We start from the raw sequence: 21,779 nt of genomic DNA, 5'->3' as shown, positions 1-21,779 counted from the left end.
CAGGTTCTCATTGCAGCGGGGCGTTGAATTACAGGAAGAAATCCATGCGGAAGTAGATCGGCGCTTCGCGCTCGGTCACGACCCCAGGTCTTTCTAACGAATGGGCAAAGGTCACGCTGGTGCTGACGTTTTTGCCGCGGGCGAACAGTTCCAGGGAGTTGCTGGAGACCCGCCCATGCAGGTTGTCGTTGTAGCGGTCGTTGCTGATCACGCCCTGGTCGTAGCCGACGCTGGCGCCGTACTCGAAGAAGGCCGGGCGCATCCAGTCGAGGGTCACCGGGCGCGCCCAGCGCACTTCGTTGCGCCAGTAGCCGCCGCTGTCGCCGGTCAATAATTGGTCCTTGAAGCCGCGCACCGAGGCCGAACCGCCGAGGCTCATGCGCTGCGGGCTGAACAGGATGTCTTCGCTGCGTTGGCCGGTAGCCAGGCTGCTGAAGCTGAACGACTCGCCCCACAGGCTGAACGGTTGCAGGTAGCTGACGGTGGCGGTGTATTTGCGGTAGCGCGAATTCGGCTGGCGTCGGCCGAACTCGTCGCGCTCTTCCTGCGACTGGGCGTCGAGCAGGCCGATGCCGTTTTGCATGCCCAGGTCGAGGTTGACGAAGGCACTGCCAATACGCCGCCCGTGGTTGATGCCCAGTTGCAGTTCGCTGAGGCGGTTGCTGCTGGGCGCGGTGCGCACGTCGAGGAGGTAGTTGTTGGTGCGCAGGTGCGCCAGGCCGACGTTGACCGAGGTCTTGCTCACGTCATCGCGATGGATCACCCGCTCGGCGCGCAGCTGGTGGTTCTGGTTGTCGCCGTCCTGCTTGTACTTGGCGTTATCGGCCACGATGTAGGTGCGGTAGTCGCTCTCGTTGTAGCTGTAACTGAAGTTCCACCAGCCCCACGGTACGTTGTAGTAGAGCAGGGTGTTTTTCGAGGTTTTCTGGTGGTCGCTGATGGCGTCGTGGCCGCCGCGCAGCATCAACTGGTCGCCCAGGCCGAGCGGGCTGTCCCACTCAAGGCCGGCGCCCCATTGCTGTTCGCCGGTGCTTTTCTGGCCGTCGTTATTGCGCGACAGGCTGGCGCGCCAGGGCTTTTGTGGGGTGTTCTTGACCACCACGTCGCTGCCGCCGACCTGGCTGCCGGGGGTCAGCTCCATCTGCGCCTGTTTCGACGGCAGGCGGTTGAGCTGGTCCACCAGTTGCTCGATTTCGCGCAGGTTCAGCGCCTCGCCGACCTTGCCGGGAAAGGCCATGGCCAATTCGCGCTCGGTCACCGTGCTGCCCTCGGCGCTTTTCAGGGCTTCGAGCTTGCCTTCCACCACCAGCACTTGCAGGTGGCCGCTGGAAAGGTCCTGCTGCGGCAGGTAGGCACGGCTGGTGACGCGGCCTTTGCCGAGGTAGTAGTCGGTGATGGCCTTGAGCAGTTCGTTGAGCTGGGACACGCCCAGGCACTGGCCGATATACGGCTTGAGCAGGCGCTCGCGGTCGGCGGCCGGCAGGCTGTCGGCGCCTTTGAGTTCGATGTCGTTGATCGGGAAGCAGCGCGAATCGGCGGGGGTGGCCGGGGCTTCGGGCTTGGCCGCTTTGCCGGGCAGGTCCTGGAGTTCCTGCAGACGCCGCTGCTGCTCTTCGAGCAGGCGGTTTTGACGGTCGCGGATCAGGTCCTGGTCGCCGGGGGTGGGGGCGGCGAATGCAGTGTTCAGCGCGAAGCAAGTCAGCAGGCAAGCGCCCAGCAGCCGAGTCCATGGCAGGAGAAAGTACATGTTCGATCCGTCGATTTACAAAGGGTGGCAAATTAACATCGAAGCATGCGTCAGCCAATATCCCGACTGTCTTATTGGCAGATGCGTTAATAACTTTTAACTAACTGATTTTTAAATAAAAAATTATAAATTTCGAATATCCGGCGTTGCGATTCCGATAGACGGTAGCGGTGGTCTAACTGAACGAGCAACGGTAACGCGCTGAGCGTCGCCTCAAATGCTTTCTAAAAAGGGCTTCTCAGTTGAGCAAAAACACCATCAACGGATTGTCATTCAACCGCCCCTGAAAGCTCGGCGCCAATGGCTCCACGGGCGAGCCCTTCAACAGGGCCGTGTCCTTGCGCGGGACAATCACCCAGGATGGCCGGGGCAGTGTGGCAAGCTTTTCCAGCTCGTTACGCCCAACGAACAGCGGCTGCTCATCGTGGTCCAGGTTCATCATGTAGCGTACCGCCCAGGTGTCCCGGGCCAGGTCGACAAACACCAAAGGCCCCGGCTGCGCATCCCGCAACGCTTCCACCTGGCTGACAAACCGCCGGGTATCGAACTGAAGGTCCTTGGCCGGCTCGATGACGCTCACCAATAGCAACCACTGGGCCGCCAGGGCGATTGCGCTGAGCCACACCAATCGCGTAGCCCGATACCACGCAAGGATCGCCGCCACCTGCAGAAGCACCAGCACGCCGATCAATAGCGGCATGGACACGTCGGGCCAGTAACCCTGCTTGTGCCAGGCATGTCGACACACAAACAGCACCACCACGCACAGCGCCGGCAGCGCTACAACGAGCCCTTCGTAACTGCGGCGCACGCCAACGAGCCAGCCTTGCGCCTGGAGCAGCCCATAGGCCGCTACCGCAGCAAACATCGGCACCATGGGCAGAATGTAATAAGCACGCTTGAAATGCGGCACGGACAGGCCGAGTAGAATCATCAGGCCGCACGCGCCGAGCCGTATCAATAACTGCACATCCTCGTTGGCCCAGCGTTGCGCCCAGCGGTGACGCAGCGCAATCAAGGTAGCCAGCGCCAATGGCACCACCGGGAAGTAGCGGTACAAACTCAGTTGGAAGTAAAAGTAGAACGGCTCGCCGGACTCATCGAGGCGCCCGCCGACCTGCATCTTGAACACCTCATCGGCAAAGGCATCGCCACCACTGATGCGCGCGAGCTTCATCAATAGCCACCAGCACGCCGCCAGCAACACCAACCCGACAACGCCGTGAATCAACACCTGCCTGACCCGCTCCCCCGGCCGGCCCAGCGCCGAGTACACGCAGGCGACGCCACACACCTCGATCAACCCCAGCGGCCCGCGAATCGCAAAGGCCAGGATAAACAGGGGGAACACCGCAAGCTGCCTGCACCGCGAGCCCAGGCGCTCACCACTGTGCAGCAGGTAGAAAGTGCCGATGCACAACAGCGCGATCATCTGGTCCAGGCACACCGAGCGCGACTTTTCGAGCAACTGGGTGGTGAGCAATGTCAGCAGCACCGTCAGGAATGCCCAGGGCCGGCTGGACGGCGCCAGCAGGCGATAGATCAAGGCAATCACCCCGGCCGAAGCCAGCGCCGTGGGCAGCACATTCGCCAGATGGTTGGGCGCGTCGAACAAGCGTGCGAAAACGAAGCTCAGGAACGTCGCGGTGCCGGGATAATCGGCGTACGGCTGGCCGTAGGTGGTGGGGAAAAGACTCGCGCCGTGGCGAAACATTTCCTGCAGGAACAGCGCCCAACGTCCGTCAAAGCCTTGGGGCTGCTGGTCCCAGATACCCCAGGTGAACAGCAATAGGGCGATCAGAAAGATGCCCAGTGACTCCAGGCGATAGCGGTTGCGATGATCCATCGGGTGACCTGTCAGGTGGGAAGCGCGCGCTTATGGTGCCGGCCGCCTCCCTGAATAGCGCCTGAACAAACCTGATTATTCTCGCGTTAGCGGCTGGCGGGCCACACCAGGGCCGGGATCAGGCGGATATAGATCAACTGCGCGACCAGCTCGACCAGGGTCTGCAGGATGACCGCCGTCGCGGCCAACCCGCGCACGCCCTCAGGCAACGCCAGCGCCAGGGGCAGCACCACCAGCGAATTGCGGGTGGATGCGCTGAACGTCACCGCACGCGCCGAGGCCGCCGGCAGCGCAAACAGCCGCGCGGCCAACATTCCCATCAGCGGCGCCAGCAGCACGAAACCTGCGTAGATCGCGAGCACTGGCAGCAGTACGCCGATGTCCCGAATCACCGATGTGATTTGCGACCCGATCACCACAAACAGCACGAGCGCCATCGCCGGCACCGGCAGCCAGGCCCAGGTGCTGTTCCACCGGCTTATGCGTGTTGAGCGGCGCGCAAGGAGCAGGGTCAACGCGGCCAGCAGCATCGGCGCCACGATTAAGCACAGGAACGCTTGGATAAACGGCCCAACCGCGATCACCACACCGGACTGCGCCCCCAGCATCGACCCCAGGTACACCGGCAGCAGGGCCAACTGCATCAGCAGCAATAGCGGCGTGGCCGCCAGTACCAACCGCGAGTCACCCTTGCCAATGTGAGTAAACACCACCACGTAATCGATACACGGCGTGAGCAACACCAGCAACGCGCCCACCAACAGCGCAGGGTGCTCCAGCAGGCCACGGGTCAGCGCCCATACCAGCAAGGGCACCAGGATGAAATTGGCCAGCAGCAACGCCGCCATAAAGCGCTTGCTGCCCCAGCTGCGGCGCAGATCCAAAAAAGGAATTTGCAGAAACATCGCGTACATCAACACCGCGATGGCCGGCGTGATCAGCACGCTGAGGCCCTGAGCGAATGATGGCGCGAATACGCCACACAGAGCGGCCAGCAGGATGGCGCCAAAGTAGACGGGAATCTGGTTGTGCTCGAGGGTGTCGCGGGTCATGAAGACGCTCTGGCGGGTTGCGAAGGCCAAGCCTATTCATCTATTGCCTGGCGGTCGAGTTGGATGAGCGACCGAACCTTCTTGGGATTTCTCCCAACCTGCGCTTCAATACCTGCCCCAAACCCAAGGACGTTACGCCCATGGCCTCGCCAAACAAGCAGCAAAAACGCGCCCAGCGGGCAAAAACCAAGGCCAAGCAAAACCGCACCCAGCGTGCCGTCGCAACCAAGCCGGACGCGTTCGCAGGCGACGACAGCCGTATCGACCTTGAGTCGGTGGACTTGACCGAGCTGTTCGTGGAAATGCGCACGGCGGGCGAAATCAGCCAGCAGGCGCTGTGTGCGGTATTCCTGGCGCACCCGCTGCTGGCGCTGGTGCTGGAGCAGGAAGGCGAAGAGGAAGCGACCGACTTTATCCTGGCCGCGCTGATTGAATATCGGCAATGGGCCACTGACAGCGATGACGAGGCCGCCGCATTGGCGTGGATCGAATCGCCGCAGTTCCAGGCGGACTACTTAGCCGCATCCCAAACGCTGACAAATTCAGCAGACTGACACATACGAAATGTGGGAGGGGGCTTGCTCCCGATGGCAGTGTGTCAGTCACTTATTTGTTAACTGACCCACTGTCATCGGGAGCAAGCCCCCTCCCACATTTTGATCTACATTTCGTCAGTTCAGTACGGCAGCGCCCACTCTCTGGGCCTTGCGACGATTTGCAACAAACAGCCCCGCCAACACCACCAGCAAGCTCAGGATCCCTGTCGCGATGATCTCAACACGGTGCGCTTCCTGAAACAGCATGATGGTCAGCGTGCCCACGATAAAGACCATCACCGCGTAGGTCAGGCCTGGGAACAGCCACATCTTGAACACAATCTTCTCACCCGCTGCCGTACGCTTCTGACGCATGCGCAGTTGCGACACGGCAATCACCAGATACACCAGCAAGGCAATGGCGCCCGAACTGGCCAGCAGGAATTCGAACACCGCCGCCGGCGCCACATAGTTGGCAAACACCGCCAGGAACGCAGCGCCCGTGGACAGCAACACAGCCCAGTAGGGCGTGCCGCTTTTATTGGTGCGCTTGGCCACAGCCGGGGCGTCGCCACGACGGCCCAGGGAGAACAGCATGCGCGAGGCGGTGTACAGCGCGGAGTTGAGGCAGCTGGTCACGGCAACCAATACCACCAGGTCGACGATCAGCTTGGCATTCGGGATGCCCATGCGCTCGAGCACGGTCTGGTAGGAACCCACGGCAGCCAGCGTCGGATCATTCCAAGGCACCAAGGACACGACGATGAAAATCGACAAGAGATAGAACAAACCAATCCGCCAGATCACCGAGTTGGTGGCCTTGGTGATTTGCTGGCCGGGGTTCTTCGATTCTGCGGCGGCGATGGTCACGATCTCAGTACCCATGAACGAGAACATGGTGGTCAGGATCGCCGCCAGCACCGCGCCCATGCCGTTCGGCATAAAGCCTTGGGTATCGAACAGGTGCGACACACCGCTGACCTGGCTGGTGGGCAAAAAGCCGAAAATCGCCGCCAGGCCGAGGATGACAAAGCCCACGATCGCCACGACCTTGATAAGCGCGAACCAGAACTCGAACTCACCGTAGTTCTTCACGCTGAACAGGTTGGTCGCCGTCAGCAGCAACGTGATGATCAGGGTAAAGGCCCAAATGGCTACGCCCGGGAACCAGGCATGCAGGATGGTCGCGGCCGCGTTGGCTTCCAACGGAATCACCAGCACCCAGAACCACCAGTACAGCCAGCCGATGGTAAACCCGGCCCAGTGGCCGATCGCACGGTCGGCGTAAGTAGAGAACGAACCGGTGTCCGGCGAGGCAACGGCCATTTCGGCCAACATGCGCATCACCAGTACCACCAGCGTACCCGCAGCGGCATACGCCAGCAGTACAGCGGGGCCGGCGGCGGCAATCGCGTGGCCGGAGCCCACAAATAAACCGGCACCAATCACCCCGGCAATCGAGAGCATGGTCACGTGACGCGGTTTAAGCCCCTGTTCGAGGTCATTGCAGCTTTGCGTACTACTCATTGACACACCTTTGGGAGGAATTGCGAAAACGGTTCGCCCGGCCCGCAGTCTTTCTCGTGAAAAGAAACCAACAGGGCGTTCTTTATTTTTTACGCAAGTTTTGCGCCAAAATGTTACAAAGCCTGGATTGACGCGGGCTGTAGGACAATTCCTCAGTCGTCGCAAGTCATTGAGAACAATGGCATTTCGCTATAGCGTTACCGAGCGACCCATTTTCATAGCGCAAGAGCGCACCAAAAACACACACAAAAAGTAGGCGGCGCTCTATAAAAGGGCCGATATACACCGTTTACCCGGTTAACCCTTCCAACACCCGGCCAAAGCTGGCACCATCGCGCCCTTTTTTACGCGAAGCCTGTGGATTGGCCAGGTCCAGACGTCTGTTAGTTGTTGATGGCGCGACACGCTGCTGCGCCGATGCGACACCCTGCCGCAGACCACCTGTTAACCGTCCGCAGCGCTGTTGGCTGTCATCCAAACGCTATGCTAGCTTGGCGCCTCGCCAGGAAGGCGGCCCAACAGCAGGAATGCAATGCACACAATGAGGACCGCACATGGCCGAGGCCGCGCCCGCGCTTGAAATCCGCAACTTGCACAAACGCTACGGTGAGCTGGAGGTACTCAAAGGTATCTCGCTGACCGCTCGCGACGGCGATGTGATCTCGATCCTGGGTTCCTCCGGCTCCGGCAAGTCCACCTTCCTGCGCTGCATCAATCTGCTGGAAAACCCGCATCAGGGCCAGATTCTGGTGGCCGGCGAGGAACTCAAGCTCAAGGCCGCAAAAAACGGCGAGTTGATGGCCGCCGACGGCAAGCAGATCAACCGCCTGCGCAGCGAAATCGGTTTTGTGTTTCAAAACTTTAACCTGTGGCCGCACATGAGCATCCTCGACAACATCATCGAGGCCCCTCGCCGCGTGCTCGGCCAGAGCAAGGCCGAGGCGATAGAAGTGGCCGAGGCCCTGCTGACCAAGGTCGGCATCGCCGACAAGCGCCACGCCTACCCGGCTCAACTGTCCGGCGGCCAGCAACAGCGCGCAGCGATTGCGCGTACGTTGGCGATGCAGCCCAAGGTCATTCTGTTCGATGAGCCGACGTCGGCGCTTGACCCGGAAATGGTCCAGGAAGTACTTAATGTGATCCGCGCGCTGGCCGAAGAAGGCCGCACCATGCTGCTGGTCACTCACGAAATGGGCTTCGCCCGCCAAGTGTCCAGCGAAGTGGTGTTCCTGCACCAGGGCCTGGTCGAAGAGCAAGGATCGCCACAGCAGGTGTTCGACAACCCGCTTTCGGCGCGCTGCAAACAATTCATGTCCAGCAACCGCTAACGGAGCAACATGCATGCAGACCTATAAAAAATTCCTTCTGGCCGCGGCCGTTTCGATGGCGTTCAGCGCCACGGCCATGGCAGAAACCTTGAAAATGGGGATCGAAGCGGCCTACCCGCCCTTCAACAATAAAGACGCCAGCGGCAATGTCGTCGGTTTCGACAAAGACATCGGCGACGCCCTGTGCGCCAAGATGAAAGTCGAGAAGTGCGAAGTGTATGTGTCCGACTGGGACGGCATCATCCCGGCCCTGAACGCCAAGAAATTCGACTTCCTGGTGTCCTCACTGTCGATCACCGATGAGCGCAAGCAGGCTGTCGACTTCACCGACCCGTACTACTCCAACAAGCTGCAGTTCATCGCGCCAAAAGCCACCGCCGACTTCAAGCCCGACGCCGCCTACCTCAAGGGCAAGGTGATCGGTGCACAGCGTGCGACCCTGGCTGGCACCTACCTGGAAGACAAGCTGCCGGACACCGAGGCCAAGCTGTATGACACCCAGGAAAACGCCTACCTCGACCTGACTTCCGGCCGCCTGGACGGCATCCTGGCCGACAAGTATGTGCAGTACGAATGGCTCAAGAGCAAAGACGGTTCGGCCTATGAATTCAAGGGCGACCCGGTTGTGGAGAGCGACAAGATCGGTATCGCCGTGCGCAAGGGCGACCCGCTGCGCGAGCGCCTGAACAAAGCCCTGGCAGAGATCAAGGCAGACGGCACCTACAAGAAGATCAACGACAAGTACTTCCCGTTCAGCATCGAATGATCTGAACGGCCTGACCGGCGCGCTCAGCCGAGCGCGCCGGCTTCCAGCAATGCCTGCCGCGATATGAAAACACCATGAATTTCGACCTCTACGGATTCGGCCCGGCCCTTGCCGCCGGCGCGCTGATGACCGTCAAACTGGCGCTCACGGCCCTGTGCCTTGGGCTGGTGCTCGGCCTGGCCGGCGCCTTGGCCAAGACTTCACCGTACAAGCCGTTGCAATGGCTGGGCGGTGCTTATTCGACCATCGTTCGCGGTATTCCCGAGTTGCTGTGGGTGCTGCTGATTTATTTCGGCACGGTCAACCTGATGCGCGCCCTTGGGGAATTTTTCGGTAACCCCGACCTGTCCCTGAGTGCCTTTGCCGCCGGCGTCATCGCCCTGGGCCTGTGCTTTGGCGCCTATGCCACGGAAGTGTTTCGCGGTGCGATCCTCGCCATTCCCAAGGGCCACCGTGAAGCCGGTGTGGCGTTGGGGCTGTCGAAATTTCGGATTTTCACGCGGCTGATCATGCCGCAGATGTGGCGCATCGCCCTGCCGGGACTGGGCAATCTGTTCATGATCCTGATGAAGGACACCGCGCTGGTATCGGTGATCGGCCTGGAAGAGATCATGCGCCACGCGCAGATCGGCGTGACCGTGACCAAGCAGCCGTTCACCTTCTTCATGGTCGCCGCCTTCATGTACCTGGGCCTGACCGTGCTCGCCATGACCAGCATGCACTTCCTGGAAAAACGCGCCGCCCGCGGCTTTGCAAGGAGCGCCCAATGAGCGCTGATTACAGCTGGCTGTCGCATTTCGACCTGGGCCTGAACTGGGCCGTGATCATCAAATGGCTGCCCAAATTGGCCCAGGGCGCGACGCTGACCCTGGAGCTGGTGGCAATCGCCGTGATTGCCGGCCTGCTGCTGGCGATCCCACTGGGCATCGCTCGCTCTTCGCGCCGCTGGTACGTGAGCGCCCTGCCCTATGCCTACATTTTCTTCTTCCGTGGCACGCCGTTGCTGGTGCAGTTGTTTCTGGTCTACTACGGCCTGGCGCAATTCGACAGCGTGCGTGGCAGCTTCATGTGGCCCTACCTGCGCGATCCGTTCTGGTGCGCCACCGCCACCATGACCCTGCACACCGCCGCCTATATCGCTGAAATCCTGCGCGGCGCGATCCAGGCCATTCCCCCGGGCGAGATCGAAGCAGCTCGCGCCCTGGGCATGTCCAGGCCCAAGACACTGTTCTACATCATCCTGCCCCGCGCCTCGCGTATCGGCCTGCCGGCCTACAGCAACGAAGTGATCCTGATGCTCAAGGCCAGCGCCCTGGCCAGTACCGTGACCTTGCTGGAACTGACCGGCATGGCGCGGACCATCATCGCCCGTACCTACCTGCCGGTGGAGATCTTCTTTGCGGCCGGGCTGTTCTACCTGGTGATGGCCTACGTGCTGGTGCGCGGTTTCAAACTCCTGGAAAAATGGCTGCGCGTCGATGCATGCCAAGGACGTTGAGGCACGCTTCCAGGCACTGGATGGGTTTCTGATCGAGCACCAAGGGCTGTGGCGACCGCGGCCCTTTACCCAGCTTCGATTGCCCTGGGAAACCGAACATCCCGCGCTAGCACAGTGGCTACGCCAACGCTCGCTGGACGACGCCGAAGCCAGCCACAATCACCCCCACGACCTGCCGGCGCCCGCGCCTTTTCCACAGTTGGCCGCACAGGCGCTGCGCCTCAGCGCCGTGGATAAATTGCCGACACACGCGATTGCACCCGCTCGCCATCGCCTGGATGTCGACGTTCCGGGGCGCAAGTGGCAACAGATCGAAGCCTTCGGCGCCGCCCTGAATTTTGCCGCAGAGCCCCACCACTGGCTGGACTGGTGCGCCGGCAAAGGCCATCTCGGCCGCCGCCTGCTGCAACCCGGCCAACAGCTGACCTGCCTGGAATATGACCCGGCCCTGATTGCCTCCGGCACAGCCTTGAGTGATCACCACGGCTTGCGCGCTACCCATCGCCTGCAAGACGTGATGGCGGATGTGGCGATCAGCCCCGAGCACACACCCGTCGCCCTGCATGCCTGCGGCGACCTGCATGTGCGCATGCTGCAACTGGCCAGCGCTGCCGGCTGCAAGCAACTGGCGCTGGCGCCGTGCTGCTATAACCGCATCGGCGCCGACCGCTATCAAGCGCTGTCCGCGACCGGGCGCGCGTCGGCCCTGCAGCTGTCGATTGATGATCTGGGCCTGCCGCTGAGCGAAACCGTCACTGCCGGTAACCGCGTGCGCCAGCAACGCGATACCTCCATGGCCCGGCGCCTGGGCTTCGACCGGCTGCAACGGCAACTACGCGGCTGCGACGACTACCTGCCCACGCCGTCCCTGCCCACGAAGTGGCTGGGTAAATCCTTCGCTGACTATTGCCGGGAGCTGGCGAGCCTCAAGGGTTTATCCACCGGTGAACAGGATTGGGGGGAGCTGGAAGCACACGGCTGGCGCCGGCTGGCCGAGGTGCGAAACCTGGAACTGGTCCGAGGCCTGTTTCGCCGCCCGCTGGAAATGTGGCTGGTACTGGATCGCGCGTTATTTCTGGTGGAGCACGGCTACAGCGTCGAGCTCGGCAGCTTCTGTGAACCCACCCTCACCCCACGCAACCTGATGGTGCTCGCCAAGCGCGATTAAGGGGCAAAACTTCCTACCGCGCCCTGTGGATAACTCTGTTGATGAATTCTTTGCCAAAGCTGTAGCCATCAGCGCTACAGCCCAAAAGCAGCGCTGGTCATTTTTTGTTCGCACAATAAAACGCACGCAAAACAGGCAGTTGCAGCGTATTGAGAACGGCTCCACAAAATGGCCGTTCAGTAGCCACCGTTACCAACCGATTGTGCATAAGCATCTGGCGTAAACCGTATAAACCGCGCTTTCACGCGGTTGTCCTCGGAGCCTTCAGCACCAGGCACAACGCATTGATATCGTCACTGGCGAGCCGCTTGGTCACGTTATCCAACGGGTCGGCCGCGAAGGCCAAGGCCTCGTTGATCGCCATGTCGCGATGCACCTCCAGCAGGTCTGTGCCAAGCCGATGTTTGAATGCCTCAACCATGTCCAGGCTGAAGGCATTGCTTTCATCCACCTGGTTAACCACTACGTGCACAGCCGGTGGGCACTGGCCCTCAAGGTATGGGGCGAGCAGCGTGTCCAGATGATCCAGCGTACCAAGGCACGCAGCGTCCGGCTGCACAATAAGCAGCACCACATCGGCCACGTTCAGCGCCTGATGGAAATAGACATTATTGCCGGCAGGGGTATCGATAATTACCGTCTGCCGCTCGCTCAAGCCCAGCGACGCGAGACGCTGCGCCAACCAATCGGGCTCATGCTTGAGCCAACGCTCCAGATTCTCCTGCTGCTGAATATCGACATCGCCGAAGGTGATCACCTGACAACCGGCAAACCCCAACTGCTGCAGCGGCCCCCATTGCCCATGCTCCAGACTGGTGCGCCCGATCCCCGGCAACATGGAACTGACGCCGAAGTGATGGTGCAAGGCATTCTGCGGGTCCAGGTCCAACGCCACCACCGACTCACCGTGGCGCTGCAAACCGCTGCTCAACGCCGTAACCAGCGTGCTGCGCCCGACACCGCCATTGATCGACACCAGCGCCACTATTTTTGGGCGCAACACAGGGGTAACCAGCGGTTGGAGATGGGATTGTTCAGGGACACTGCCGAAAAAGTGCATTCGCGCATTGATGCCATCGGCGTCATGGGCGACATCCTTGCCGAACAACGCCAGGATTTCTCTGCTAAGGCTCATAACCTGCTCCTCACGACGCAGCGTTAAGACGTGAAGCTCGGCAAGCGCGGATACTTACCGCAGGTCTTATTATAGGCGTCCTTGTTTGGGCATTCTGTGGCAACGGGTAGGGCGTGTCATTATTTTGATGTTTTTGTTTTGTGCTTTCTGGATGAACGGTAAAAAGTCAATTTAATGGCTTTTTTCTGAGTGTTGCCTGCGCGCATTTTCAAGCAGTGACATTGGTTAAAAAACACGGTGACCGCAAAAAACCGCAGCGTTTGCAAAAATAGTCAGAATTCAGGGGTTTACAGAACCTTTTCAATCGCTATAATCGTCGCCCTAACACGCCGGTATAGCTCAGTTGGTAGAGCAACTGACTTGTAATCAGTAGGTCCCGGGTTCGACTCCTGGTGCCGGCACCATACAAAACGAAGCCCTCGCAGAAATGTGAGGGCTTTGTTGTTTCTGCAATACGTACAATAGGCGGCGGGCAGCATTCAACCCGCTATGCTTTCGGCCATTTATCCACCGCCATTTCCCGACATGCGGTAAGGGACACGAAAGGGCCGAAGATGCTCTCCGGAAAGATCAAAGTTACGTTTGAAGTTCCTGACGAGAGCGAAGCAGAAGACGGCATTCGTCCTTTCATTTCGCTTGATGCAATGGACCTTGTGGACGCGGCCATCGAGTCGGGTCTTCCAGACTACTCCCCTCTGGTCGGCCTCATACATGAAGCAGGGGAAGACTTGGACTTTCAGGAGTTGCTAGAAGCACACCTGTCGTCATGGGTGCCAGAGGACCGCCCAGCTGCGGCCGACGCTATCGCGGATTGGCTGGAATATCTGGCCAGACTGATCCGTAAACAGAACGAGCATTTGTCGCTGGACTTGAAGCCAAGACCGTCTCCTGGCCCTCGATACTGATCAGGTTTCAGCAACCACTACTGTTGCTGTTGCTGCGCTGATAGCGACCGCTACCAGTTCATGATCGCCAGTTCACCTGTTCTTTCTGCTACGCCCTTCCTAGGGTTGGCCGTGCTGTAGCGGATATCCATTGCCTCCATGCGGAACCCTTCAAACACCCGGCGGATATCCGGGTGATCATTGATGCTTACCATCACTTTGCCTTCGCAGGCGCGCATGAACTCGGCCATAAGCTCGTACTGGTCAAAGCCAAACTCAGCTCCGTAGCCCTGGGTTTCCCAGTACGGAGGGTCCATATAGTGAAAGGTGTGAGGCCGATCGTACTTTTGGGCGCACTTCAGCCACGGAAGGTTCTCGACGTACGTGCCGGACAAGCGCTGCCAAGCCAGCGATAGGTTTTCCTCAATCCGCAGCAGGTTGATGGCCCGGCCGGTAGTAGCGGTTCCGAATGTCTGTCCCGTGGACTTTGCACCGAACGCGTGGTGTTGGAGGTAGAAGAATCTGGCCGCTTTCTGGATATCCGTCAGTGTCTCGGCCGCTGTCATCTTTTGCCACTCGAAGATCTGTCGGGAGCTGAGTGCCCACTTGAACTGACGAACGAACTCCTCAAGGTGGTGCTGGACTACACGGTACAAGTTCACCAGGTCGCCGTTGAGATCATTCAAAACCTCGACTTTTGCGGGCTGCTCTCGCTTGAAGTACAGCGCAGCGCCGCCGGCAAACACTTCGACGTAGCACTCGTGGTCTGGGAACAGCGCCAGCAGGCGCTTCGAAAGACGGCGCTTGCCGCCCATCCATGGAACGATTGGGTTTGTCATTTGCAATCCTTTGCAATGGGTTTTGGTGGTGGTGCTTATTTGCAGCTGATCGTCCATAGCTGATCAAGCCGCGTTGTATAGCATCACTTCAGTAAAGGCTTGATCGTGGGGCTCGTTTGGTTTCGAGTGATGGCCAATCGAAATCAATACCGTCCGTCCAATATTTATGCATTTGTGCATATTTTGGCTTGGTGCGATAGCTGTGCTTATGTACAGTGGATTTGCGAACATTCTGTTTGCACATTAAGTGTTTGCTTGCCCATGCTATCGATAGCCACTGGAAGGCATTCGTAAGGGATCTAAACATCAAGGAGAAACACATGTCACCACCAGATATTACTCTGCCTCCCACTATCGTGACCCCTGATCCACCATTGCCCAATCCACCAGGGCCTCTGCCAGGGGGTGGGGTCATTGCTAAACCACTGCCATGGGACGGCAAGTTCGCTTCTGGCCCTGAAGTTGATGCATTTTTCAATCAGGAACGAATTACGAGCGATCGGTACACAATGTCTGTGGTTGTAACCGTCGCTAGCGCTCAACGAAGTATGGAGCAATCCTATACGGCCTACTTGCCCCAATTGCCGGCTGATGTTGAAGCAGAGATCGCGGCAGGTGTAGGACCTAACTCTCTCTCCGAACTTGAGAAGGCCAACAAGGAAAAATCCGTTGTAGACGGCCTGATTGCGCAGAACACCGCAGAATTGGCTAACGCTAACGCAGCTGCTACCGCTTTTTTTGGTAGAAATGTGCTCGCGGTGGAAATGAAAAAAAGTGCGGTTTATTTTGTAAATATCTTTCAATCACCTAAAAACCCAAACAGTCCCCTTGATACTTATAAAAACTGGGAAGCGTCAGCTACGGCGGCGTATTCGGCAAAAATACTTGAGGAAAAAATACGAATTCTTACAGAAAAGTCCGCATTACTGACCCAGAATGTTGCTACGGCCCAGGCAGCAGAAGACGTACGTCTCGCGGCGGAGGCCGAAGCCAAGCGCATTGCCGATGAAGCGGCAGCCGCTGAAGCCGCCAGAATCGCCGCTGAGGTCGAAGCCAAGCGTGTTGCCGATGAAGCGGCTGCAGTTGAGGCAGCCAGGGTCGCTGCTGAGGCCGAGGCCAAGCGCATTGCCGATGAAGCGGCAGCCGCTGAAGCCGCCAGAATCGCCGCTGAGGTTGAAGCAAAACGCGTGGCTGATGAGGCTGCCGCTGCTGAAGCGGCGAAAGTCGCGGCAGAGGCTGAAGCTCAGCGGATCGCGGATGAAGCGGCAGCAGCGGAGGCAGCCAGGATCGCCGCCGAAGCAGCTGAGCAAGCCCGTTTAGCTGCAGAGGCTATTCGCGTTGCCAATACGTTTCGTGCTCCAGGCCCAGCGTCAGCGGCTGCACCGTTTGTTATAACCTCGGCGGGAACCATAGCTGTCATTGAAGCGGCGGCAGTGACCTTGCAAACAGCTATCCGCTCTGCAATTGCCGCCTTGACCAGTTTGGCAGCTGGCACCGCCTCAGGTCTTCTGGTTGGGGTTTCTGCTTTAATCTATTCGCCCAAACTGGCTAATGGGGAGTTGCCTGAACGTTATACGTTTAGTACCCCTGTGTCGGATCTTACCCCTGAGCTAAGCCAAGATTTGCCAGCCATTGCCGCCGCCGGTGGTACCGTTGATTTGCCTGTTCGGCTTAGCTCGAAAACAGCTGCAGATGGGCAGTCAGAAGTCATTGTGGTAAAGACTGATGGTGTGACGATTCCTTCGAAAGTCAGGGTGGTGGCTGCTACTTATAACGCCGAACAGAACCTGTACAGTGTGACGACAGGAGACGCCCCACCAAGGACTTTGACTTGGACACCGATTGTCGACCCTGGTAACAGCTCGACCACCCTACCTGCCGAACAACCTGCTCCACCGGTCTACACTGGAGCTAGTGTAACGCCGGTTGAAGGAAGGATTGACACTTTCCCAGGGGTTGCAGACGCTGGTTTTGATGACTTCGTCACCGTGTTCCCGGCAGACTCGGGTCTGCCTCCAATCTATGTGATGTTCAGGGACCGGCGAGAGGATCCAGGCGTGGCGATAGGTGTTGGCCAACCTGTGTCGGGGACTTGGTTAGGCGCTGCATCACAAGGTGAGGGTGCACCCATCCCGTCGCAGATTGCCGATCAACTTAGAGGGAAGGAATTTAAGAACTTCAGAGAGTTTCGAGAAACCTTCTGGAAAGCCGTAGCTAGTGACCCAGAACTTGCGAAACAATTTATTTTGACAAACAGAGACCGCATGATCACTGGTAAAGCTGCAAAGTCCAGAAAAGCTGATGCTGTGGGTAAACGATCATCTTTTGAACTTCATCATATTGACGAAGTTGCGAAAGGCGGAGATATTTACAATATCGAAAACATGCGTTTTTTGACACCTAAGCGTCACATAGATATCCATAAGGAAGTAAAATAATGGAACTTAAAAGCAGTATTTCAGAATATACAGAAGCTGAGTTTTTGGAGTTCATGAAGGAGATATTTAAAGAGAATATCGCCAAGACCGATGATCAGCTAGATATACTTTTGGAGCATTTCGAAAGAATCACCGAACATCCTGAAAGCACAGACCTTATTTATTATGCAGCGACGGACGCAGAGAGCACGCCCGAGGCAATAACTAATAAGGTTAAAGAATGGCGGGCCGCCAATGGCAAGCCAGGCTTCAAAACAGCTTAATCAAAGCTAACCAAGCCTAGTCGCCAAAAAAAGGCGACTGGGCTTTTCGCTATTTGCAGACCTTTGAAATTTTATTTGCCGCACCGTCAGCCACGAGTGTATAAGCGCAAAACCGTTACTTTACGTCAAGGCGCTGTGATCGATGCCAGTCGTTTTTTTTGACCCAAGAGCAACGCGATGGTTTTGGGCGTTACGTCGAGTCCCCCAGAAGGGATGAGCTAGAGCGCTATTTTCACCTGAGCGATGACGACTACAAAGTCCTCGTGCCACTGCGTGGCGAACACAACCGTCTCGGTTACGCCGTACAACTGACCAGCCTTCGTTATCTCGGGGCCTTCCCCGATGACTTTTCAGCCATTCCACAGGAGGTACTGCAAATACTCAGTAAACAGTTGGGTGTTAATGATTTGACTTGCGTCCTGCTCTACTCCGAAACACTTCAACGTCACCGCCATGCCGTCGAGATTCAGGACCGCTACGGTCATCGAGTACTTTCTGACGTCAGTGTCGGCTTTCGGTTAACCCGCTGGCTATATGCACTCTGCTGGACAGGGACGGATCGTCCGGGCGAGTTGTTTAACCGGTCTTTAGAAGCATTTGACATGTAACGCTCCTTGGCAAAGCGCAGCACAGGTGTACTGCTGGATGATCCGTCAGTCCGCCGCCCTTCTGCGGTACAGCTAAATGTAATCCAAATACTAGATTTCGCCAGCAGCGCGATTTTTTTGGTGGCTGGATCTACCCCGCTCTCTTTCTCAATCTGGAGCTCTTTTAGGTTCAGCTTTGCCCAGTATTCGGCAGTTGCTGATACGCACCCTCTGTGGGCTCGTCTGGCTGATGGCTGTCACCATCAGCAGGCATGGCATGGGCTTTTTCCTTGGCCTGGCGTTGCATTTCTGCCTGATGCTGAATCTGACGCCAGCGCGAGATCTGCCGGTCAACTGCCTGGTCGTAATCAGCGGCAGAATCTATGCGCGGGCAACGTGACGCTTTCGGAGCTTCACCGGCTGATCGAGGAGCGCAACGGCGTGGACCGAGACAGCCTGCAGTATCTCTGTAACGAGTTCCACAAAAGTGATCAGTACAAGGCTCTCAGCGAGAAAACCCACGACGACTACGTCTACTCCCGCGACGTGCTTCTGGCATTCCCCACAAAGCTCGGCAAGCCGTTGGGCGAGCTGGCGGTGCTCAAGTTCACGCCGGCGCTTATCCAGCGGATCATCGATAAGATCGCCCAGGAGGGCAAACCATCAAAGGCCGCGCACGCCTTGCGCTACCTGCGCCGCGTGATGCAGTGGGGCCGCAACCGTGGTTTCGTGAAGGACAACCCGGCCAGGGGCATCGAGTCGCCAAAAGAGCGCAAACTGCGGCGGCTGCCCGACGACATCGTCATGGCCAACCTGATCAGGTTCGCGCAGCAGCAAGGTCAGCTCAAGAGCGGCCAGCCTGGGGCCTGCTCGCCTTACCTCTGGTATGTGATGGAGATAGGCTACCTCTGCCGTCTACGCGGTATCGAGACGATCACCCTAACCGACGAGAACGAGCTCGCCGAGGGCGTGCTGACCAACCGCCGGAAGGGTAGCCGGGACAATATCGTTCGCTGGACGCCTCGGCTACGCGCTGCCTGGGATGCAGCCAAGGCCGTCAGGTCGGAGACGTGGGAGCGAAAACGTGTGCCGGTACCAACCCGCGCAGACCAGCGCTTCCTGATTATTGCTGCTCGGAGAAGAAATGGCAGAGCTTTATAAGTTCTATGTGCACCCTAAAGTTCGATCCGGCGGGATTGGTTTAGCCGCTGCTCAGATGGCCCTGGACCATCTATTCAATACCTATGGGGTACAAAAGGTAATTGTTGACATGCATGGAGACTCGCAAGGGTTTTGGGAAAAAGTAGTCGAGACCTACGCCGAACGAGCCGTGGTTATTGAGCCGCATTGCTACTTCTTGGCTCCTGGACAGATAGCACAGCAGCATTTTCCTTGGGCATTCAGTGGTTTACCGATCCGATTTTGAAAACCAGAGTGAACGCTAGATTTCGCAGACGCGCTAAACGACCGACTCTACGCCTTCGCCGACAACGACTCAATTATCTCCCCCCGACACACCCCCAAAATCTCATCCGCCAACGCCGAGTCATCAGGACAAGCGCGCGACAACACAATCGCGCCAACCGCTCTTGCCAGCAGATCAATCATTTTCACCCTCGCCTCATCCGGTGCCGCATCCGGGCCGGCTGGGTAGTTTCCGCCAAGGGTTTGCAACATGTGCTCGATCCCTTCAGCGAAGGTCGATTTCAACTCGCTCGACTGGCGCGCCGCGTCGCCGCATAACGCCGCCAGGGTGCAGCCCGTGGCGCGGCTGTCGCGATGGGCCCTGGACACGTACATGTCGATGAAGTCCTTCACGCTCAATGTTTCGGCGCCGGCGAGGGATCGGGCAAGGCTGTTGGCCGAGGCTTCGGCCATCAGGTCGGCCTTGGACCCGAAATGTTTGTAGAAGCCGCCGTGGGTGAAGCCGGCGGCGGCCATCAGGTCGGCCACGCCGACGCCGTCGAAACCGCGCTCGCGAAACACCACTGAAGCCGTTTCGACGATGTGCTCCCGGTTTGCTTGGGCCTTGGCCTTGGACACGCGCATGTTCGCTACCTCTCTACCGCAGAATTCATGAGCTGATGATACATAGATGTCGTTCATAATCAAAACCGTTGACAGTTTAGATTTCGATCATCATCCTAATCCCAAGTGACATGACCTCTACCAAAGTCACCGACTGATCGAGCCTGGATTTATGCGCACCTCAATCCCAATCCCTGATAAAGAGCTGACATCATGACTACCCGCCCTACCGTTCTCATCACTGGCGCTTCCACTGGCATCGGCGCGGTGTACGCCGAGCGTTTCGCCCAACGCGGGCATGATCTGGTGTTGGTCGCCCGCGACCACGCACGCCTGGAAACGCTCGCCGCGAAGTTGCAGGACGAACACAACGTCGCCATTGACGTGCTTCAGGCCGACCTGACGCAACTCAGCGACTTGCACAGTGTTGAAGCGCGCCTGCGCGATGACGTGCGCATCGGCATCCTCGTCAACAATGCCGGCGCCGCACAATCCGGCACGTTCATCGAGCAAAGCACCGAGAGCGTTGCGCAACTGGTGGCACTCAACACCACCGCGCTGGTGCGGCTCGCCAGCGCCATCGCGCCACGCCTGGCCAAAGCAGGCGAAGGCTCTATCATCAATATCGGCTCGGTGGTGGGCCTGGCGCCTGAGTTCGGCATGTCGGTCTATGGGGCGACCAAGGCGTTTGTGCTGTTCCTTTCCCAAGGCCTGAGCCTGGAACTGTCGCCCCAGGGTGTTTACGTACAAGCCGTACTGCCCGCCGCCACCCGCACGGAGATTTGGGACCGCGCCGGTATCGACATCAACTCCCTGAGCGAAATCATGGAAGTGGGTGAGCTGGTCGATGCCGCCCTGCTTGGTTTCGACCGACGCGAATTGGTGACTATTCCTGCGCTGCAGGAAGGCGAGCGTTGGGATGCGCTGCAAGCCGCGCGTGGGGGGCTGTTGGGGCAGATCAAGCAGTCCACGGTGGCGCAGCGCTATTTGACTCAGGCCTGAACGGCTTGACGTTGCCGGACCACGCCTCGCTCACTCCACCGACAAGAGCAGTTGCACCATGAAAGCATTTTTTATCGACCGCTACGGCAAGCAGAACGGAATGATTGGCGAAGTGCCTGACCCTGCGGTCGGTGTGCATGACGTGCTGGTCCAGATGCATGCGACGAGCGTGAACCCGTTGGATTCGAAGATCAGGACGGGAGCGTTCAAACTGATCCTGCCCTATCGGTTTCCATTGATATTGGGCAATGACCTGGCCGGGGTGGTGGTTCGTACGGGTGCGGCGGTGACGCGATTCAAGCCGGGAGACGAAGTGTATGCTCGGCCTCCCGAGGCGCGGATCGGGACGTTTGCTGAACTGATCGCCGTGCACGAAGACGCGCTGGCGCTGAAACCGTCGAATCTCGACATGGCCCAGGCGGCGTCCATCCCCTTGGCCGCCTTGACGGCCTGGCAGGCGCTGGTTGAAACCGGCCAGCTGAAAAAAGGCCAGAAGGTGTTGATCCATGCCGGCTCCGGCGGTGTTGGCACGCTTGCCATCCAACTCGCCAAACACCTCGGCGCATTCGTTGCCACCACCACCAGCACGGCGAATGTCGAATGGGTGAAAGCACTTGGGGCGGATGTGGTCATTGATTACAAACAGCAGGATTTTGCCAAAGAGTTGCGCGATTTCGACGTGGTGTTGAACAGCCTTGGCACTGATGTACTGGAGAAATCGATCAAGGTTCTCAAGCCTGGCGGACAGCTCATTTCCCTCTCCGGGCCGCCGACCGCGCAATTTGCCCAAGCGCAAGGTCTGCCCTGGGTGCTGGGGCAGGTCATGCGCCTGTTCAGCAGCGGCGTTCGCAGAAAAGCCCGCAAACAGGGGGTGAGCTATGGGTTTTTGTTCATGCATGCCGACGGGGTGCAGCTGCAAAAAATCACCTCGCTGATCGAGGCTGGCGTCATCAAACCGGTCATTGATCGCTCCTTCCCGTTTACATCGACCGCAGAAGCGTTGCGGTACGTCGAGCAGGGCAGAGCAAAAGGCAAGGTGACCATTACGCTCCGATAAGTTTTTTTTTGCGAAAGGCGATCCACGCGCACGAATAATATGGCACTTAGCCACCTCTTTGATTGACACCCCTTCTCT

General features: G+C 58.5%; 20 protein-coding genes, 1 tRNA gene and 2 pseudogenes. 16 read left to right on the top strand and 7 right to left on the bottom strand.

Annotated features, from left to right (window positions below):
• Positions 1-28 precede the first annotated feature (28 nt).
• The 3 genes from C4J91_RS01570 to C4J91_RS01560 form a co-directional block, all read right to left on the bottom strand.
• Positions 29-1,747 carry a ShlB/FhaC/HecB family hemolysin secretion/activation protein gene (locus C4J91_RS01570; protein ID WP_124360840.1) on the bottom strand — a complete coding sequence of 573 codons (1,719 nt, stop codon included), beginning with the start codon at positions 1,745-1,747 and terminating at the stop codon, positions 29-31.
• A gap of 238 nt (positions 1,748-1,985) precedes the next feature.
• Positions 1,986-3,593, bottom strand: a complete 1,608-nt coding sequence (locus C4J91_RS01565) for a glycosyltransferase family 39 protein (protein ID WP_124360839.1) — start codon at positions 3,591-3,593, stop codon at positions 1,986-1,988.
• Between the two features lie 86 nt (positions 3,594-3,679).
• The gene (locus tag C4J91_RS01560; RefSeq protein ID WP_124365094.1) at positions 3,680-4,645 is read right to left on the bottom strand and encodes an arsenic resistance protein; all 966 of its coding nucleotides are present in this window, start codon (positions 4,643-4,645) and stop codon (positions 3,680-3,682) included.
• Between the two features lie 140 nt (positions 4,646-4,785).
• Here C4J91_RS01560 and C4J91_RS01555 point away from each other — a divergent pair, with 140 nt between their 5' ends.
• Positions 4,786-5,199 carry a hypothetical protein gene (locus C4J91_RS01555; protein WP_124360838.1) on the top strand — a complete coding sequence of 138 codons (414 nt, stop codon included), beginning with the start codon at positions 4,786-4,788 and terminating at the stop codon, positions 5,197-5,199.
• 117 nt (positions 5,200-5,316) lie between these two features.
• Here the strand turns inward: C4J91_RS01555 and gabP are convergent, their stop codons facing one another.
• Entirely contained in the window at positions 5,317-6,708 is a 1,392-nt protein-coding gene (gene gabP, locus C4J91_RS01550) for a GABA permease (protein WP_124360837.1), read from the bottom strand.
• Between the two features lie 554 nt (positions 6,709-7,262).
• Between gabP and C4J91_RS01545 the strand changes: the two genes are divergently transcribed.
• The 5 genes from C4J91_RS01545 to C4J91_RS01525 all read left to right on the top strand — a co-directional run bounded on the left by C4J91_RS01545 (position 7,263) and on the right by C4J91_RS01525 (position 11,468).
• Entirely contained in the window at positions 7,263-8,036 is a 774-nt protein-coding gene (locus tag C4J91_RS01545) for an ABC transporter ATP-binding protein (protein WP_124360836.1), read from the top strand.
• Between the two features lie 13 nt (positions 8,037-8,049).
• Positions 8,050-8,802, top strand: a complete 753-nt coding sequence (locus C4J91_RS01540) for an ABC transporter substrate-binding protein (RefSeq protein ID WP_057725474.1) — start codon at positions 8,050-8,052, stop codon at positions 8,800-8,802.
• 74 nt (positions 8,803-8,876) lie between these two features.
• Positions 8,877-9,572 carry an ABC transporter permease gene (locus tag C4J91_RS01535; RefSeq protein WP_065883173.1) on the top strand — a complete coding sequence of 232 codons (696 nt, stop codon included), beginning with the start codon at positions 8,877-8,879 and terminating at the stop codon, positions 9,570-9,572.
• A gap of 38 nt (positions 9,573-9,610) precedes the next feature.
• The gene (locus tag C4J91_RS01530) at positions 9,611-10,300 is read left to right on the top strand and encodes an ABC transporter permease (RefSeq protein ID WP_124365093.1); all 690 of its coding nucleotides are present in this window, start codon (positions 9,611-9,613) and stop codon (positions 10,298-10,300) included.
• Complete coding sequence (locus tag C4J91_RS01525) at positions 10,281-11,468, top strand: methyltransferase (protein ID WP_124360835.1); 1,188 nt, start codon at positions 10,281-10,283, stop codon at positions 11,466-11,468. The genes C4J91_RS01530 and C4J91_RS01525 overlap by 20 nt, the downstream gene beginning before the upstream one ends.
• Before the next feature lie 241 nt (positions 11,469-11,709).
• Here the strand turns inward: C4J91_RS01525 and bcsQ are convergent, their stop codons facing one another.
• Positions 11,710-12,603, bottom strand: a complete 894-nt coding sequence (bcsQ, locus tag C4J91_RS01520; RefSeq protein WP_124360834.1) for a cellulose biosynthesis protein BcsQ — start codon at positions 12,601-12,603, stop codon at positions 11,710-11,712.
• Between the two features lie 328 nt (positions 12,604-12,931).
• Here bcsQ and C4J91_RS01515 point away from each other — a divergent pair.
• Positions 12,932-13,007: transfer RNA gene (locus C4J91_RS01515), tRNA-Thr, on the top strand.
• A 150-nt stretch (positions 13,008-13,157) separates the two neighbouring features.
• Positions 13,158-13,508, top strand: a complete 351-nt coding sequence (locus C4J91_RS01510; protein WP_124360833.1) for a hypothetical protein — start codon at positions 13,158-13,160, stop codon at positions 13,506-13,508.
• A 50-nt stretch (positions 13,509-13,558) separates the two neighbouring features.
• Here C4J91_RS01510 and C4J91_RS01505 read toward each other — a convergent pair whose 3' ends face one another.
• The gene (locus tag C4J91_RS01505; protein WP_124365092.1) at positions 13,559-14,326 is read right to left on the bottom strand and encodes a DNA adenine methylase; all 768 of its coding nucleotides are present in this window, start codon (positions 14,324-14,326) and stop codon (positions 13,559-13,561) included.
• Positions 14,327-14,646: 320 nt separating this feature from the next.
• Between C4J91_RS01505 and C4J91_RS01500 the strand changes: the two genes are divergently transcribed.
• The 6 genes and pseudogenes from C4J91_RS01500 to C4J91_RS01480 all read left to right on the top strand — a co-directional run bounded on the left by C4J91_RS01500 (position 14,647) and on the right by C4J91_RS01480 (position 19,040).
• Entirely contained in the window at positions 14,647-16,764 is a 2,118-nt protein-coding gene (locus tag C4J91_RS01500) for an S-type pyocin domain-containing protein (RefSeq protein WP_124360832.1), read from the top strand.
• Entirely contained in the window at positions 16,764-17,027 is a 264-nt protein-coding gene (locus C4J91_RS01495) for a bacteriocin immunity protein (protein WP_124360831.1), read from the top strand. Before C4J91_RS01500 ends, C4J91_RS01495 begins: the two co-directional genes overlap by 1 nt.
• Before the next feature lie 158 nt (positions 17,028-17,185).
• Positions 17,186-17,614: pseudogene (locus C4J91_RS01490) on the top strand (DUF4158 domain-containing protein); the annotation flags it as partial.
• Positions 17,615-17,864: 250 nt separating this feature from the next.
• Positions 17,865-18,014 carry a hypothetical protein gene (locus C4J91_RS27475; RefSeq protein WP_164484501.1) on the top strand — a complete coding sequence of 50 codons (150 nt, stop codon included), beginning with the start codon at positions 17,865-17,867 and terminating at the stop codon, positions 18,012-18,014.
• Positions 17,975-18,748, top strand: a pseudogene (gene xerC / locus C4J91_RS01485) (tyrosine recombinase XerC); the annotation flags it as partial. The gene C4J91_RS27475 and the pseudogene xerC, both read left to right, overlap by 40 nt.
• A 10-nt stretch (positions 18,749-18,758) precedes the next feature.
• Positions 18,759-19,040 carry a GNAT family N-acetyltransferase gene (locus C4J91_RS01480; protein ID WP_124360830.1) on the top strand — a complete coding sequence of 94 codons (282 nt, stop codon included), beginning with the start codon at positions 18,759-18,761 and terminating at the stop codon, positions 19,038-19,040.
• A 47-nt stretch (positions 19,041-19,087) separates the two neighbouring features.
• On the opposite strand, the gene C4J91_RS01475 is transcribed toward C4J91_RS01480, so the two are convergent.
• Positions 19,088-19,663: a TetR/AcrR family transcriptional regulator gene (locus C4J91_RS01475; protein WP_124365091.1), complete on the bottom strand. Its 576-nt coding sequence runs from the start codon at positions 19,661-19,663 to the stop codon at positions 19,088-19,090.
• A 192-nt stretch (positions 19,664-19,855) separates the two neighbouring features.
• Between C4J91_RS01475 and C4J91_RS01470 the strand changes: the two genes are divergently transcribed.
• Together C4J91_RS01470 and C4J91_RS01465 are read left to right on the top strand one after the other, a co-directional pair.
• Positions 19,856-20,644: an SDR family oxidoreductase gene (locus C4J91_RS01470; RefSeq protein ID WP_124360829.1), complete on the top strand. Its 789-nt coding sequence runs from the start codon at positions 19,856-19,858 to the stop codon at positions 20,642-20,644.
• 58 nt (positions 20,645-20,702) lie between these two features.
• Positions 20,703-21,701, top strand: a complete 999-nt coding sequence (locus C4J91_RS01465) for an NADP-dependent oxidoreductase (RefSeq protein ID WP_124360828.1) — start codon at positions 20,703-20,705, stop codon at positions 21,699-21,701.
• Positions 21,702-21,779 lie beyond the last annotated feature (78 nt).

Origin of the sequence: Pseudomonas sp. R3-52-08 (assembly GCF_003851745.1) — a bacterium.
Classification (GTDB): Bacteria; Pseudomonadota; Gammaproteobacteria; order Pseudomonadales; family Pseudomonadaceae; genus Aquipseudomonas.
Note: the sequence above shows the minus strand (reverse complement) of the source record. Positions and strands in the feature narration are given on the sequence as shown.